We start from the raw sequence: 16,938 nt of genomic DNA, 5'->3' as shown, positions 1-16,938 counted from the left end.
GAACGCGGCCCGTCACGGATAGCCCTGCTATGAAGTTCTACCGATGCAGCTCGCCGGCACCGCGATTTCAGGCCGTGACGCCGGGCGAGAAGATACGCGAGACGTCTGTACTGACGTCTCTTGTCCAACCAGGAGCGCGCGAAAAGGCAAGGCAGATGGTTAGCGGTTCGAGCAATGATCGGTTCGTAGTGTCCCGGCGACGTACGGGGTTTGGCGACTGTCTGTGGTCACTCGCGGCAGCCTGGCGATTTGCAAAGCAGACAGGACGGACGCTAGCCATTGATTGGCGGGGATCTTGTTATCTTGATGAACCATTCACCAATGCCTTTCCAGTCTTCTTCGAACCGGTTGAAGACATTGGCGGAGTGCGAGTAATTTGCGATGACGACATCAATACGCGTTCGTTTCCAGGACCATTCTTTCCAACATGGTGGAACAAGCCATCTTTCGATTGCATCTATCGACCGGACGAGCAGATTTTCAGGGAACGCGATCAACTCGATCAACTGTTCCAAAGTCAGAGAGATAGTGACGCTAACACGGTTGTGTGTGATGCCTGCCTGATGTGGCGCTGCGATCAGGAAGCGGAACGCGAAATCTTCCGGAGTATTAAGCCGCGGCCTGAAATTCAGGCCCGGATTGATGCTATCTACCGCGAGCACTTTGAGCCGTACAGCGTAATCGGCATTCATGTCCGGCATGGCAATGGCGAAGATATTATGGGGCATGCCCCTTACTGGGCGGACACGGAGCGCGCCTTGCGGCAGATCTACAATGCCATTGATGAGGCCAGGAGTTTATCCCACGCAAAACCTGTGAGGGCGTTCCTGTGCACGGACAGTGCGCTCGTCCTCGAGCAGGTTTCGGTTAAATTTCCCGATGTCTTCGCGATTCCAAAGCAGTTCCAGGCGCCTCAAGCGGGCCCATTGCACCATCCCGCCCTCGGAGCTGAAGGCGGCTTTTCTGCCCTCACCGAGATGTATCTCCTTGCCCGCTGCGACACGGTGATCCGTTTTCCGCCAACGAGCGCTTTTACGCGCTATGCGCGTCTTTTCGCCCCACGCGTTATAGAATTCGATTTGAACGATCCGGGCCGGTTGATCCTGATTGAAGACAACTCGCAAGCGCTTATGGCTTCGTGAAAGTCGCAAACCCGCGTGATCGATCTCACCGCCGCTCTTTACGTCCGATAGCCGTGGAAGTTCTTCTCCGGGCGACGATTTTCTGGCCCGCGGGCTGTCATTGCCGCAACGTTCCAGGGGCGAAGAGAACGAAGCCGCGGCCGAATGCGTTCGGCTAAGGCGCGGCTTCGACAACAACGGCCCTAAAGTGCCGCTGCGTTTTACAGAAGGAGCACGCCTTCGTCTTCGCTTCGGGCGGGCCGCAGACGGAAGCTAAACAACGCTCAATCACGGATGAACATTTCAGCTCGCCAGCTCATGCTTGGAACTAGCGCCGCGAAATCCAGTGCCGCTCAGAGCATGGCGCGATAGATCAAAAGTGGCCGCCGACGAATCTAACGTGCAAGCTTGGTACATCAGTTTTATGTTGGGGCGGCTAATGGCCGTGGCCGTTATCCCCGGGCATTTTTCGACTTCGACGAGAGGCGCCGGCCAGCCGCAGGCTCGTACGGTTGTGCGATCGTGAAAGCGAACGCGGGCTGGGTAGCCCTTTCATGAAGCGGGCGAGTGCTCGCGAACTTACGTAGCAGAGTCACCATCGCTGTCAGAAAGCTCACCTCCGCTGTCTTGAATGCGCCAAGCATTCCGCGTGCGCGACATTAGGACGCAAAACGGAAGCGCATTTACGTACATCGCAGTGGCGCAAATCCTGCTACGCGTGCGCGGGCGCAAAAGTAGAGGAGGCGGCCGTGGGTCTCGATCTGCCAAATGACAATCTGATCCGAGGTCCGCTGCCCGAAGCACATTTGGATCGCCTCGTTGACGCCGTTAATGCGCGCGTTGATCGTGGAGAACTGAAGGTGATGTTACTCACCGGCGCATCGCGCGGAATTGGCCATGCCACTGCCAAGCTATTCTCGGAGGCAGGCTGGCGCATCATTTCTTGCGCACGCCAACCGTTCGACGGCGAGCGATGCCCCTGGGAGGCTGGGAATGACGATCATTTCCAGGTCGACCTCGGCGATCATCGAATGCTGCCGCGCGCAATCACCGAGGTTAAGAAACGCTTGGCCGGTGCGCCCTTGCACGCGCTGGTGAATAATGCGGGTGTGTCGCCGAAAACGCCCACAGGCGATCGGATGACATCGTTGACCACCTCAACCGATACCTGGATGAGGGTCTTTCATCTTAATCTGGTGGCTCCGATCCTGCTGGCGCAGGGTTTGTTTGATGAGCTAAGAGCCGCGTCAGGATCGATCGTGAATGTGACTTCAATCGCGGGCTCGCGGGTGCACCCATTCGCCGGTAGCGCCTATGCGACCTCGAAAGCTGCGCTTGCGAGCCTCACACGCGAATTGGCCCACGACTATGCGCCGCATGGCATTCGCGTCAATGCGATCGCGCCCGGCGAAATCAGGACCGACATGCTGTCGCCCGACGCGGAAGCGCGCGTCGTGGCAAGTATCCCGCTGCGCAGAGTGGGTACTCCGGACGAAGTGGCCAAGGTCATCTTCTTCCTATGCTCGGATGCGGCGAGCTATGTTACGGGTGCCGAGGTGCCGATCAACGGTGGCCAGCATCTGTGAAGCGGCCGGCCCGGCGGCGAAGCTGACTTGAGCTTCCCAACGGACTCACGTTCTCCGCTGACCACGCGCATACAATCAACAGAAAATGAATCGAAGGCACACGGCAAGTTTACTGTCGTGCCATGAAAAAGTGTCACGGTTCGATGTCATCTCGTCAACACTTGGCGCTAGATCGAGAGTGACATGCAAAACGAACCTCGCCAATCCGGACATGGGTCCAGGGAGGATGATCAAGGAAACGGAGACAGGCTTATGCTGCATATCCCCTCCTCGAGCGAAAGACCTGCCTCGCAGCCGGAACCGGAGCGTGCCCCCCCGGGGGAGCCGTCGCATGAGAGCGCGCTGGCCGGCATCTACGAAATATCGAAAATACTAAATGCTCCCGGCCGGCTCGAAGTCACCTTGGCCAACGTTCTCGGTCTTCTGCAATCGTTTGTGCAGATGCGACACGGCCTCGTCTCGCTGTTCAACGATGACGGCGTTCCAGAACTTACAGTTGGCGCCGGCTGGAGCGAAGGCACTGACGAACGTTACCGGACGTGCGTGCCGCAGAAAGCAATCCACGAGATCGTAGCGACAGGCAGGTCTCTTATGGTCGAGAATGTAGCCGCCGAGACGGCCTTCAGCGCTGCCGACCGGGAGGTTCTCGGCGCCTCTGATAGTATACCGGTAGCGTTCATCGGGGTCCCGATTCGCGTTGATTCGACGGTCGTTGGTACGCTGACGATCGACCGTATCCCGGAAGGCAGTTCAAGTCTTCTCGAGTACGATGCGCGGCTGCTCGCCATGGTCGCGAACGTGATAGGACAAACGATCAAGTTACATCGCTTGTTCGCCGGCGATCGCGAACAATCGTTGGTGGACAAGGACCGGCTAGAGAAACAGACAGTTGATCGTGGGCCGCCCGCTCGCGAGCGCAAGCAGCTTCAGGCACACGGGATCATTGGCGACAGCCCGGCGCTGAGCGCACTGCTTGAGAAGATTGTCGTTGTAGCCAGATCAAACAGCACGGTTCTGCTGCGTGGCGAATCCGGTACCGGGAAGGAGCTGGTAGCCAAGGCCATTCACGAGTCGTCCGTTCGTGCTAAGCGGCCGTTCGTTAAGCTGAATTGCGCGGCGCTCCCCGAGACGGTCCTGGAATCGGAATTGTTTGGCCATGAGAAAGGTGCCTTTACCGGTGCTGTCAGCGCCCGCAAGGGGCGCTTCGAGCTTGCTGACAAAGGGACGCTATTTCTTGACGAGATCGGAGAGATCTCACCTCCGTTCCAGGCGAAGTTGCTGCGAGTTCTGCAAGAGCAGGAGTTCGAGCGCGTCGGCAGCAATCACACGATTAAAGTCGATGTTCGGGTGATAGCTGCGACCAACAGGAACCTTGAAGAGGCTGTGGCAAGGAGCGAATTCCGCGCGGACCTCTACTATCGTATTAGCGTAGTTCCCTTGTTGTTGCCGCCGCTTCGCGAAAGACGCAGTGATATTCCGCTGCTCGCAAGAGAGTTCCTCAGAAAGTTTAACAGCGAGAACGGCCGCTCTCTTACTCTGGAGGCGAGTGCGATCGATGTACTGATGAGCTGTAAATTTCCGGGAAATGTCCGCGAACTCGAGAACTGCATCGAGCGGACCGCGACACTCAGTGCCGGAACATCGATTGTAAGAAGTGACTTTGCATGCAGCCAAGGCCAATGCCTTTCCACGACGCTTTGGAAAAGCACATCGTATGGCAAGACAGACCCGGCGGCACCGATGCAACCGGTGCCTGCAAAGTCCATCATCCCGCTGGCTGAAACGGCCCCTCCGCCGCAGGCTGTCTGCGAACCGGGCTCATTGGCACCTTCCGGCACAGTTCTCGTTAGTGGTGCGAGAATGGCTGATCGCGAGCGGGTCGTTGCGGCTATGGAAAAGTCTGGCTGGGTGCAGGCCAAGGCAGCGCGCCTACTCGGGCTAACCCCGCGCCAAGTCGGCTACGCGCTGAGGAAATACGGAATCGAGATAAAGCGGTTCTGAGCGCCCCGCATCGGCCTGGACTGATTCCGCCAAATCGATAAGTGAAGACGGTCCGCGTAGTTAATCTAGCAATCTGAGGGGAATGGACCGCCGGGGGCGTCGGCTTGCCACGACCCCGAGAAGGGCTCAACTATTCAGCGACAGATGGGGCGGAGAGCCTCACTTGCGAGTCGCACAATCGCGAACCGCCGGTTGCTCGAAATGCAAAGAGCTATCATCCTTATCTCAATCAAGCCGGATTGGCGAACGCAATGCTTAATGACCCTCGACCGGTCCGGGCCTGCAGGGGATTAGCGGCAGTCAATCCGCAAGCAGTCCCGCCGCCACTTGCCAGCGTGGTGCTGCGAAACAGCGCTGTCCGAGCCTGCTTTGTGCCGGCATCCCTTTCAGGAAGCGCGGGGTAGAGAGGGCGCACTACCCGGTGTTAAGCCTTGTGACAGCGAGCGGTCCCAAGCGGCGGGGATGGTACAAGACTTGCTGTTCTCTTCCCAACTGACGTAACTTTAGGAGCAACACCTTGCATAATATTGTCTGCATCAAGCAAGTTCCGGACTCGGCGCAGATCCGCGTGCACCCCGTGACCAATACAATCATGCGTCAGGGAGTGCCGACCATCATCAACCCGTATGACCTATTCGCGCTCGAGGCCGCGCTGGGGCTGCGCGATCGGTTCGGTGGCGAAATTACCGTGCTTACCATGGGGCCGCCATCGGCAGAGGAGTCGTTGCGAAAGGCGCTGACTTATGGTGCTGATCGCGCCGTCCTACTTACTGATCGCTGCTTTGCGGGCTCGGATACGCTGGCCACTACGTATGCGCTTGCAACAGCGATCCGGAAAATTGGCAAGGAATATGGTCCGGCAAACCTCATCTTCACGGGAAAGCAGACCATCGACGGCGATACAGCGCAGGTTGGTCCTGGCATCGCGAAGCGACTGGGCGTAGGGCAGCTAACTTACGTTGCGAAGGTCAGATCCGTGGACGTCGCCAATGAAACAATTGAAGCGGAGCGGCGCTCGGAAGGCGGTGTGCAGGTTCTGCACACTAGGTTGCCCTGCCTCATCACCATGCTTGAGGCGACGAATCAGATTCGGCGAGGCGCGATGGCGGATGCCTTGCGTGCCGCGCGAGCCAAAATCGTGAAATGGAGCGCGCAAGATGCAGGTGTCGAAGACATCTCCAAATGTGGGCTCAAGGGCTCGCCGACTGTCGTCAAACGTGTGTTCGCTCCCCCTGCGCGGGCCGAGAGGGCGGCGCTGGTTGAGTCCGCCGAGCAGCCGGCGCAGGCGCTAATAGACGCAATCTTCTTGAATCAACCGAAGCTCGAAACCGATCTGGCGACACTTGCTCGTGACGCCCGATCTGGACTGTCCGGGCAATGTTAGCAACGCGCTCCAAGAAATGTATCAACGCTCGCACCCGAGTCGATGAGAGCGCAACATGTCGTTGTGCAACGCGGTAAGCTACCATAAGAGTTTGCTATGCCATCCGTCGATCTCGCCATCGGCTGAGGCCGCATGTTCCGTAGAGCACGTTATCGCTACGATCGAGTCCGGAGCCGCCCAGGATTGCCGGGGCACGGCCAAACAGGCCTGCGCATATTTCAGATCTTCCGTTTTGTCGTGTTCGACCGTGGAAGACCATTGCGTCCTCCGTACCGGTCGCGAGCAAAGACGGAATACGTCAGCAACCCGGGTCACCATGCTAGCGCTGCCGTCTGCACGTCCAAAGCCCTGTCGCTGGCTTTAAGGAGCAAAGCCAACCTATGCGGCGCCTTTGAAGCAATCCGCCAATTCAGCAGCCGTGTGTATGTGAACAGCCGCTGTTTCGTTCCTGACGGCGGTGCGCAGCCTCTCAAGTGCTATGCACTTGCTATGAGGATAGGTCACAAGTGTTATACCAGCTTCTTCGGAATCTGACGGAGCAAATTCAAGAGTTGGCATGATGGTTGCTGTTAGCCAGTAAAAATTAAGAGGGGGTAACCGCGAATGCGAAGAACAGGCGAGCGGCATGCCACGAACGACCTGAGGCCCTGTGAGGTCGGTAGGCACGAATTGGATTTTACAATGCTGTACCAAGTTGACAGCGGTTCGATGAAATGGCGGCAGCAGCAACCGCGAGGGCTTCATTCATTTGCTCAGGCAGCCAAAGCTGCACCGCGCGACTAGGCGTGTCATTCGCGCATGCGGCATTAGCATCAGAATGGCATGCGCGGCGAAGTATCCAAGACGATTCTCCGCGCGCATGCTCGCCGTGGCTGCCATTGCGGCATCGGATTGCTGCTGGACTGGAAGCCAACCGGATCCTCGCCGCTCCCTCAATGAACGAAGTCCCTTCGATGCGCATGACCAGGACAGAGAAGACCGCAATCTGCCGTGGCCAGGAGAACGACGAAAGTTTGCGTGAAAGGTGAACGCAACATTAGGCCCTTTGAAGCCAATGAACTCAGCGCGGTCAATAGTCGGCCCGGACATGAAGGTAGCTTCGTCAAGGACCGTTTCGCTTCTCATCTGCAGGGAGTCAAATGATATCTCAAGCGTCTCGATTTGCACCGGATCAGCCTCCGAAGTTATCCTGCGAGTACTTGACTGAGCGAGTGCGAGCCTTGTTCGGCCCGCATCCGTTCGCCTCCCAGATGTCCGGAGACCAGGTCGCCAGCCTGCTGCCTGAATACCTAGCGATGTCACAGGCGTTCCCGTACCTGCAGGCAGGGTCGCAAAGGGACCTCATATTCGATGCAATGCATCAAAATCGGGACATTGGGAGGGACATTGAACTGACCAGCGTGGTCGCGAATTTTATCTGCTGGGATGAGACCGGTGGCCATGGCGGGATTCTCCGGGGCGGCAAGGCGGCGTTGCCCGATATTCTTTTGACAGAAAACTTTCACTCCAACCTCTTGAGAAAGGATGCTGCACGACTACTCGGCAGAGCGATAAGGCCCAACTATAGCGACAGGACGAAGCAGTACCTGCATTCTCTCTATGCCGGATTGTCATCGAAAGACCCCCTGGTTCGTTGCGCCTACATGGTCGCCTTTGAGCTCCATGCTGCAGACATGATCCAGTCGCTGTGGACCACTCTGGTCAAAACCTTCAAGGCGCGGCCGGACGATCTTGAGTATTTTCGCGGCCATGTCGGCGGAGAAGATCCCGCGGAGAAGTACCACGGAGAAATGACAGGCCGGCTGATTGGTGAACTTGTGCAGCCTGGCCTTAATGATCGCTTTTTGAATGAATTCGGCCGAGCCTATCGGCTCAGCGTCCAGTGGTGTCGCGATCTGCTCGGAACGGCGGCGCGTACGGGAGATGATCACTCCGAGATGCAACATCATGGCCGTTGTCATTGCGGCGCTATCAAATTCTACGTCAATGCACCTCGAGAGCTCTCTGCAGTTCGATGCAATTGCTCAATTTGTCAAATGTCTGGATTTGTCCACTTGCTCGTACCTGGCGATAAGCTGCGCATCGAGTGCGGCGAAGAGTTCCTCACGACATACCAGTTCAACAAGAATATTGCGCGGCACACGTTTTGCCGGCTTTGTGGCGTAAAGCCATTCTATAGGCCGAGGTCGAATCCCTCCGGGTACAGCGTAAATATCCGATGTCTGGATAGAAAGACCATCGAGCACTTAAGAATATCTGAGTTCGATGGCGCGCATTGGGAGCAAGCATTCCTGTCAATGCAGCAGGACCCGGAGTCATGCTTCGAAGATCAAAGGAGTGAGCTCGAATGGCGCGCGCAATGAAAGATAAATCCTGTCTTCTTTCAGAAGAAGTCCTGACAAAGTACCGGATTGAGCTGCTAGTAAAGGGGTCCGTCGTAATCGCCCCGCAAATGTTATTCACTCAAGACGACATAGCCAGGATCGATCAGCTGCAGGCTGAGATTCCGGAAGAAGAAGTGCGGGAGGGAGATGCGGGCGACTTGCACAGCGTCTTTGTCCAGCGCGTGAGGGTAGACCCGCCCGGCCACGCGCCTAGCAACGTGAGTGGTACTGCTTCGGGTCAGATCATGGAGCTGCTCGAAAGTAGAGATCGCAGCTTCGCGCTAAGAAAGATCTTCGGAGCATCCGCAGATTACGTGGTTCGCCGATGCCAGATGCATCGTATGCCGCCGGGGTCCTTTATCGGCATTCATTTGGATGCGGCGAGTGATCCGGATTTCGAGTACTCGGTGATTGTGCAGCTAGCGAGAGACTTCGACGGCGGTGAATTCGTGGTATATCCAACCGGGTACGAACAACACGTATTCCGGCCGCCATTTGGCGCTGTGCTTGTCACAACCTGTAAGGTCCGGCATGAGGTAAAGCCGGTATCAAGCGGGGAGCGCCGATCCCTCGTATACTTCTGTTCAAAACGCAGCGGCGTGAACCGCCGGATCATCGAGGGTTCTAACGCTCGGCCCTAGCGTGCCGCGCCTGATATGGGTCTCTGCAAATCGTGGGCTGAGCGAGCTCTCCGGGGAATTGATGGCTTTCCCATCTTGCGGGTCCTTCGTGAGGTCCGACACGAGTCTGGTCGCAAGCGATGGCTTACATTGATCGTACGCGTCCGGTGACGGCCCCTAGTTGGGCGTCTTGAGCGGATGGCCGACCTCGCTCATGGGGCATGAGCGACGTTCTGAGGTTACCAATTCCGGGCGTGAGTTCGTGGACGCGCTTGGCGAGATGATCCAGCAGGCAGGCCAGCACAAGCCTGTGGATCTAGGGCTTGGCTGTGGCGATGAAGTGATCGCTTTGGTCGTGTCATTGTTACTCCAAGCTCTGCGCCCCGATCCGGGCCTTTTCCTCGCCCGTCCATCGTCGGCGACGATCCCAGTGATCACCTCGACGCGACGATCACCTTGCTACTGGCTCGAGCATGGTATTTGCCATCGTTCCTCCTCCACGGATCCGCTCATGCCGAGCTGTATCGCGGGCGCCGAAAGGGGAGCGGTTGGGGCCTCACGCCGTTACAATGGGCCGAATATTTCCACCACAATCACCACAATCACGAGGAGAGTGGTCGCAAAGGCCATGATGACCATTCCGCTGCCCGCAGGTAGGAGGCTGAGAGGCGAGGCGATAGGATTGCAGATCGACGGCATCACACGGGGCGGGAGATTGAGCCTCTCAGTGCTATCGAAGATATAGCTAGTCGGGCGTCGGGACTCACGGACCACACATCCAAAGCTGGGTTGCATCCCCGCGGAATTGTCAGCCAGCTGGTCCCGACCGGGGTTGTCCGGCGGCTGCCCGGGAACGAGCGGCGTTTGGCTGTAGTAGGGACCACCATGCTTGGAGCTCGGTGCCACCTCGCGCAGAGCAGTCTGCCTGACAAATGCGGAACTTGCGCCAGCGGCCACATTCATGGCTTTTGCAACTCCAGATGCAAGCAGAATCAAAGCCAAGTCGAACAAGATCAATCGGATCAGCCTCATTGGGGCTCCGAAGATAGCTGCTGCGGCCGCGTTCTTTGCGGCAACTCCTGCTCCTATGCAGCAATTTACGTGCCGGCAAAGTGCGGTCTTTTGGGGCCGCTTATTTCATAGTGAAACTCGCATAAACCCAAGCCAGCGAGTGCAATCGCGCATCGTATTGTCGAGTTTCAACGTAGGCGTCGCAAATCGGCCAAGCAGGACGTGCAATGCGATTAGCTTTTGGGGTCGGCAACTGCGCTGGCAGCCTTACGCCATGACGCTCGTCGCTGTACAAGCTTCGGCGCACCGCTGGTCTCGTCCGGGACGAACAAGAGCACTCTCATAGGGCCACCATTCATCGTCCGACCAAAGCTTGCTCGGTGATTGGGGCACCTTCGTCGCCACGTGAAGGAAGGGAGGCGCGCGTTCCCGGTGCGCGATGGTGTATCCCAGGCTTCGAAGCGATGAATTGAGCGGCTGACGATGTTTGCTACGACTTCAATAGTCGGTGTTGCTGATCGTGGGCCGCGGGCCTGTTCGGCGCAATCACAACGCACTCCACAGTGCCAGCCTTTTCATCGGCAGCAAGCGGGATCACGCCCTCCTTACGTGTGTGGTCGAATATAAGTCCATCCTTGACGAGACGATCATGCGCCGCCCGGAAGGATGCTGATCGCACATTTCTCACAGATAAAATAACGTTACAGCCGAAATAGTCGACGCCTAGCAGCCGGACGGCAATGTCGTGTAACACCGAGCCGCCACCCCAGCGGCCGTTCGCTTCATTGAACAGCAACCGCCCGTCTTGTGCGAAAATGGCGTCGATGTTGATCATTCCGCGATACCCCAGGTCTCGCGCGAGTGCCACAAAACGGTAGGCATGGGCCTGGGCAGCTAACAATTGCTCTTCCTCCAAGTCGCTTGGAAGCTCAAGTCCCGTCCGGATCAGAGCTCTTTCGGATCGGTCTGCGCTTTTACGCAGACGTATGCTTCCACTATTGACAAAAGCGATTGATGCATCATCCTGGATTGTATACTCGAGATAGAATAAAGATCGGGCCAAGTGGTACGATTCCACGACCAGCGTCTTACACGAGGCTGTTGTCATCTCAGACCACAATGCTTCGGGATCAAACGACGGCCACGAAACCCACCGAGTATCTCTGGCTCCAGGTAGCGGATCGCTCTTATTGCTGGTCAGGATGACGTTTCCAACTCCACCAGCTCCATTATCCAACTTTACAATGACCGTGCCGGTCTCGGATTTGAGGGAGGTGACGGCTTTGAACAGTCCATTTGGGTCTGTCGCGACTGATCCATGGGGGAGCGGAAGTGCAACGCTTGTTGCCAATTGACGGAAGTGGCTCTTGCGATTCAACAGATCAGGCCCGCGCTGCAAAGCGAAGTCGTCACCGGTCTTCGGTATGCCTAGAATGGCCGCCAAGCGTGCGACGCCTTCAGTAGAGTAGCAGGGATACAATTGCCAGTCTGATTTCTGGCGAATATGTCTTTTGAGCCGCTCGACAACAGTTTTGGACAGTAACGTACAATCATCGAGGATTGTCGATTGGCGGCTCGCAGGTACAAGCAGGCGAAGAGCCGATGAATGGAAATTGAGCGTTCCGCCAATGAAGGATAACAGATCGGCCGGGATCACTACCGGAGAGACTATCAGGTCGCCCTCCTGAGCAAACCACGCTGAACGAAATGCCGAGTTGGCGGCCAGCGAAAGTTGAGCTTTTGTTAGGTGGGCGCCCGACATCTGAGGCGTACCGGCATTCATAATCAGGATTCGCGGCATTCTCGACCTCCGGACATCTGGTCGTGATCAGGATGGGATCGTCATGGCAACCACGAAGTCGTTGCCATGCCGTGGCAAGGCTCTGGGAGAGGGGAGAATTTGCGCCATCTCGATGTCACCTGCGATGCAGCGGGAGAGAACGGCCCGCCTCGAATCTGCCGATCTCAATTTATGGCTCGGCCGCGTATGAAATGATCTCGCAGAGCCCGATAAACGGGCTCTGACCAAACATGGGCGATCAGCGCTTGCGCCTCGATCCGGCAGTCGCCGCCGCTTGGTCACATAAGCGGCGGGTGCGTCTTCCCATCGAGCAACGGCTCGACCGACCAGCATTCGGCTACATTTGGATGTTCCGTAAGCACTCGCTCTATTCTTGCTGGAAAGATATTCTCGCTTGAAATAATCGAGAGTTGTTTTGCCGCGGTGAAGCGGAATAGATCCATCGGCCTCGCAGTGTCCATTGTCGCCGGCGAGGCTGGGGATCTCGAGTCGGGCTCCTCTCATGGCTCTCCAAGGCGCGAGCGATCCGCTCAATGTATCGATTGAGGATGACATAGCTGGACGGCTTCCGTTCGAAATGAATCGCGGTCTTGTCAAAGGTATAGGTAGCGCTTCCCTCGGCCGGGGTGGAAAAATTCAGCTTGCTATTCATGCGTGTCAGGTCCGCGCATTCTGTTTGCGCCACCCGCAACGGCCCCCCAAATCCTGACGAGGCCCCGGTCATATGCTTCGGCTGGCGCTTGTACAGGCTGTGCTCACACGGTCTTGGCGGAAGCCTTCTTTTAATGGCTGTCATGGGGTGCGAACGATGGATATCGCTCGAGGGAAATCTGCCGATCGATCGATCACTCCGCTCTGCTCAGCTGCGGTGTGCATCTTCCGGTAATGATCGGCACACCACGAAGAGGTCTTCTTGCCGCGTTTTTGATATACAGGCTCGCCGCACATATAGGCCGCTCTCATATCTCCATCTTTGAAACCGATGATGCAACGGCACTGGCCTTCAACATGATGAACTAACAGGACCTTCTTAAGGCCATCGCGGTCTTTCAACTTGCTGCTCCAGCCTGCCAAACAATTTCTTCCGATGCCGCGCTGGTCACGCGGAGTCGCCCGCGCGGGCCACTCGTCGAAACCCGCGCGGGCTCACCATCTGCCAAACCTTGCACGGTCGAAACGCCTTGCCAGGTGCGGAAAGGAGCTTGAAGGTGGCGGGTTCGGCGAACTGAGTTTTGTGCGTTGCTGCGCGAGACGGGCAGCTTCAGGAAGCGGGCGCCACCTAAGCGCTTCCGATAGACTTCCACGTCGATCAATTCTGACCTTATCGGCTCCCGTGGCGAAGTGGCCGCCGGCGGCCATATTGTCAGGATCAGAAATGCCGAACCATTTAGAGCTACGTGCGAGCTCTGGCGCCGCGATCGGAACTCGCTGCACAGCCCTCCCGAGCGAGGGACTATAGACAATGAGGAGCATGACCGGCCATCGGTCAGCGGATATGACCAGCTGAGGCATTCGCAGTCCCTCACACGATAGGTGCCACGCCCGAGAGCGTACGATTTAACGTTACGTCAGATTCAAGCCCCTTTTTTGCGGCCTATGAAAACGTGACCAAGGTAATGCTGGCCCAAGCAGTCCCCCAAGGGGCTATCGCGAACATGTAGCGCCGCCGTGAGGGGGGCGAGCCCCAGTTAATGAGGGCCATTGAGGAGAGATCCAGCGAACGCGTCGGCGGCGTACCCAACGCACGTCGCCGCTCGCTTCCGGCGAAATTTGGAGTTGCTCAGGGGGCGTATGCGGGAATCACCATCGGCGGTCAGTCTGAGAAGGCGAGATATCGAAGCCAAGCTTGGCAAGTGTTTTTGGCGTTTGCGTAAAGCGCCACGCTGGCCTGCCAGTCTCTCGGCATGTAGGCGGCAACGGCGCACCTAATGCGCTCTCAGCAGAACACGTCGTTTTGCCTCGAAAAGATGCTCATCCAGGGTATCGTGCAGCGCACGCCGCAGCTCTGGCGGGATGGAGCTATCTGTATCGATCAATTCCCGAAACTTCCGGATGATGTGTTCTATTGTTGCGATCGTTCCCAGTGTTTCCATCCTCTGCCAGGGCATCATCCATTGTCTCCTTTGGCGCGTAACGCACGTTGCGCCGCGGGTCCTCACCTCAGCAACCGGGCCGAGAACAGCCTCTAGTCGGCAAAGGGGTGGCTGTCGGACACCTGCTCAGCGCGAGTTGTTTCGTCAGCGGCGCTCACTCAAATTCCGCAGAAGTGGCGCGCATTTGCAGCTGCAATATTCTTGCGCACGTAAGCTGCACTCTTGATCGCATTAGTCGAGCCTCAGCCAGCTCAGCTTTAGGCGTTTGAAACCGCAATCAAGCGAGTCAGCCGGGCGGCTGCAGCGCCGTGATCAAGTGATTCTTGGCCAAGTGCCACGCCTTGCTGTAGGTTCGAGGCACGACCGGCCACCACCAGTGCCGCCGCCGCGTTCAAAAGTGCGGCATCACGAAAAGGGCCTGGGAGGCCGTCGAGCACTTTCTCTAACGCAATGGCATGAGACTCGCAATCACAGCTCTCCAGCGCATCGGCGCGGTAGCGGGGGAGCCCGGCTTCTTCCGGCGTCACTTCGAACGTGCGGACTGTACCGGCCTCGACCGCAGCAACAAAGCTTGTCCCGGCGAGGGATATTTCATCGAGCCCGTCCGAGCCATGAACAACCCATACCGAATCGGCACCCAGGTTCTTCAAGACGTACGCCAATGGCTGCACCCATTTGCGAGCGAAAACTCCAAGGATCTGCCGCTTGACGCCGGCCGGATTAGACAAAGCCTCGATTAGATTGAACATTGTGTGGGTTCCAAGCACGCTTCGGATCTGGCTGATGCGCTGCATCGCAGGATAGCCGGCTGACGCAAACATGAAGCCAATGCCGGCTTCGTGCACACAACGTGCGATCGCATCAGGCTTGAGATCGACCTTTACGCCTAGACTCGCCAACACGTCTGCGGTGCTTGAACGCAAAGTCGCAGCGCGGTTAACATACTTGGCGACAGGAACGCCGGCCCCGGCGACGATGAAGGAAGCGCACGTCGATACGTTGAGCGGACGCATCGCCCCGTCGCTCGCACCAGTGATATCGATGGGGTCGCATTGCATTTCCACCTTGGGCATTAAATTCCGCATTGCGGACGCGGCGCCGGTGACTTCTTCGACTGTTTCGCCGCGGACTCTCATCCCAATCAACAAGCCACCGATCTGCGAGGGAGTTGCGTCACCCGACATCATGCTGTCGAACGCTGACGCAGCCTCCTCGCGCGTCAGTATGGCGCCCGTGGCAACTTTCGCGATGATCGACTTGAGCGGTTCCATCGAACTGTGCACGTCCCTTGTCCAATCTGAGCTGCGACCGTTCAGCCAGACGTCTTTGCAGCCGAGTGCCTTGTTGCAGCTGCCTGTCTATTCGCACTCGCTATGCCGCACTTGTCCAACAGGCGGCCGACAGATGAAACGTGAGCATCTGTGGCGACGCTACAACCTGACGCTACGTGAGGGTCAAGCCCTCTCCATTCGATGGTGCCCTAGATAGGACGCCGGCGGCTGGTCAGAGGACTGCAGTCGCTTGATACCAGAACAATAGCGTCGTCTCGAGCCTGCTTGCCGGCGATATTAGGAGGGTCACAAGGCTTTTGGCTTCCGGCGCCGCCGTGGCGGGGGCCGCCGGTTAACCTTCGTGCGATGTGCTGCACGTGAGCTGGGACGACTTCTGGTAAGGAGCCGGGCGGACAAGTCGTAGCACCTTCACTTCGATCTGCTGCTCTGATTGCCGATGTCCCGCCCGGAGATCACGTATCGGCATTGCTGACTGAGGCGATCTTGCTTGGATCTGAGGCAGACAGTGATAGCAAAGCGATCTGGTATATGACTACTACAAAGGCGTAACACGTCTTCCATACAGGCCTCTTTCTCCTCTGCGGTCGGCGCTTGATCAAGCGCGTTGGCTGGCGCGAGCATGACCGTTGTCATTGCCAGGCCAAGAGCGATGGCGCCGTAGCGAAGTCCGAGGTCCGAAGCCAACTTAGTTCGTTGTTTCTGAATCATAACATTCCTTCAATTCGGGTGGGGTGACGTTTTGTTCTTGCTGTGTGCGGAGCGCATCATCTGCCAACCGGAAAGCTGCGGATCTGCTTAGCTGGCTGTCGGCAAGCTCGTTATTCTACTTTGCGGTTCTCATTGTACGGAGCCCGTCATCCGCCGGGAATGACATTCGATGAATCGGGGGTAGGCCTGCACCGGATGGTGTTAGGCTCTCTATTTCGTCGTCCTGGGCTAGCGTACATATTTGAAGCATTCGCAAATGTCGTGATGTCAGGAATCCCCTGGCTCTCAGTGGTGATCCCCACTTGTCCCAACTCGTACAATCTAACGATGCATGCGATTCAAAGTCTCTTCATAAGACCGATGGTCTAAAGCTGTCGGGGGCTGTGGACTAGGGATCGACCGCTTCGGCAGCCGAGCCACGAGCGTCGCTCCTACGTGATGATACGGAGCGTAGGTGTCGCAATTGTTTGATCTACGAATTGCATGCTCTCGGCATGAATCCGAAAAGCAAACTCTACCAACCCGATCACTGGCGAGGCCGCGCGCAAGCAACGCGAAAGAAGGCGGCAGCGCTCGTTGACGGGAAAGCAAAAGACAGGTTGCTTAAGATTGCCTTCGAATACGACAAGTTAGCGCAGCGCGCCCTCGTGTGGCGGATGCGCAAAAATGAGGACGATACGTGGCCTGAGCAAGAGCTGTAAGCGCTGCTACGGCCAATCAAGGCTTCAGCCTTTTGAACTATACCCAACCCAAGGGCGAGGCTGATATCGCTCAACAAGCAAGTCAATCCCGCCTGCTCCGAGCGTTGCGGGAGCGAGGAGCGAGGCGGCCGGGCCGTCCTATGCCATAGGACGTGAGGGCGGAGCCGGCCGCTTGCCCAACGTTCCTTCAGGTCTCTTTGCTTCGTCAGCTTCTCGAAAGCTAGCTTTCACATAAC

Annotated in this window: 12 protein-coding genes; 7 read left to right on the top strand and 5 right to left on the bottom strand. The window is 57.3% G+C overall.

The features are described 5' to 3' along the window. Positions 1-29: 29 nt before the first annotated feature. From IQ16_RS37400 to IQ16_RS37365, 6 genes are all read left to right on the top strand, one after another. Positions 30-1,142, top strand: coding sequence for a nodulation protein NodZ (locus IQ16_RS37400; RefSeq protein WP_011084832.1), 1,113 nt, complete (start codon positions 30-32; stop codon positions 1,140-1,142). 728 nt (positions 1,143-1,870) lie between these two features. Next, the gene (locus IQ16_RS37395; RefSeq protein WP_018646999.1) at positions 1,871-2,707 is read left to right on the top strand and encodes an SDR family NAD(P)-dependent oxidoreductase; all 837 of its coding nucleotides are present in this window, start codon (positions 1,871-1,873) and stop codon (positions 2,705-2,707) included. 252 nt (positions 2,708-2,959) lie between these two features. Further along, positions 2,960-4,708 (top strand): nif-specific transcriptional activator NifA, encoded by a 1,749-nt coding sequence (nifA, locus tag IQ16_RS37390; protein ID WP_014497807.1) that lies wholly within the window; start codon positions 2,960-2,962, stop codon positions 4,706-4,708. A gap of 517 nt (positions 4,709-5,225) precedes the next feature. After that, positions 5,226-6,092, top strand: coding sequence for an electron transfer flavoprotein subunit beta/FixA family protein (locus tag IQ16_RS37385; RefSeq protein WP_011084835.1), 867 nt, complete (start codon positions 5,226-5,228; stop codon positions 6,090-6,092). 1,211 nt (positions 6,093-7,303) lie between these two features. After that, positions 7,304-8,455, top strand: a complete 1,152-nt coding sequence (locus tag IQ16_RS37370; protein WP_014497805.1) for a GFA family protein — start codon at positions 7,304-7,306, stop codon at positions 8,453-8,455. Beyond that, on the top strand, positions 8,440-9,117 hold the full coding sequence (locus IQ16_RS37365; protein WP_014497804.1) for a 2OG-Fe(II) oxygenase: 678 nt from the start codon (positions 8,440-8,442) through the stop codon (positions 9,115-9,117). Before IQ16_RS37370 ends, IQ16_RS37365 begins: the two co-directional genes overlap by 16 nt. A 543-nt stretch (positions 9,118-9,660) precedes the next feature. Here IQ16_RS37365 and IQ16_RS46070 read toward each other — a convergent pair. The 5 genes from IQ16_RS46070 to trpD form a co-directional block, all read right to left on the bottom strand. After that, a complete protein-coding gene (locus IQ16_RS46070; protein ID WP_018647484.1) occupies positions 9,661-10,128 on the bottom strand; it encodes a hypothetical protein in 468 nt (155 codons plus the stop codon). A 469-nt stretch (positions 10,129-10,597) separates the two neighbouring features. Next, positions 10,598-11,908 (bottom strand): preATP grasp domain-containing protein, encoded by a 1,311-nt coding sequence (locus IQ16_RS37355; RefSeq protein WP_018647485.1) that lies wholly within the window; start codon positions 11,906-11,908, stop codon positions 10,598-10,600. A 792-nt stretch (positions 11,909-12,700) separates the two neighbouring features. Continuing rightward, a complete protein-coding gene (locus IQ16_RS37345) occupies positions 12,701-12,961 on the bottom strand; it encodes a hypothetical protein (RefSeq protein WP_133415003.1) in 261 nt (86 codons plus the stop codon). A gap of 872 nt (positions 12,962-13,833) precedes the next feature. Then, positions 13,834-14,019 (bottom strand): hypothetical protein, encoded by a 186-nt coding sequence (locus tag IQ16_RS37335; protein ID WP_014497801.1) that lies wholly within the window; start codon positions 14,017-14,019, stop codon positions 13,834-13,836. A 239-nt stretch (positions 14,020-14,258) separates the two neighbouring features. Beyond that, entirely contained in the window at positions 14,259-15,272 is a 1,014-nt protein-coding gene (gene trpD, locus IQ16_RS37330; RefSeq protein WP_014497800.1) for an anthranilate phosphoribosyltransferase, read from the bottom strand. Between the two features lie 1,196 nt (positions 15,273-16,468). Between trpD and IQ16_RS37320 the strand changes: the two genes are divergently transcribed. Further along, a complete protein-coding gene (locus IQ16_RS37320) occupies positions 16,469-16,702 on the top strand; it encodes a hypothetical protein (RefSeq protein ID WP_014497799.1) in 234 nt (77 codons plus the stop codon). Positions 16,703-16,938: the final 236 nt, after the last annotated feature.

The organism is Bradyrhizobium huanghuaihaiense, from assembly GCF_007830635.1.
Taxonomy (GTDB): domain Bacteria; phylum Pseudomonadota; class Alphaproteobacteria; order Rhizobiales; family Xanthobacteraceae; genus Bradyrhizobium; species Bradyrhizobium huanghuaihaiense.
Note: the sequence above shows the minus strand (reverse complement) of the source record. Positions and strands in the feature narration are given on the sequence as shown.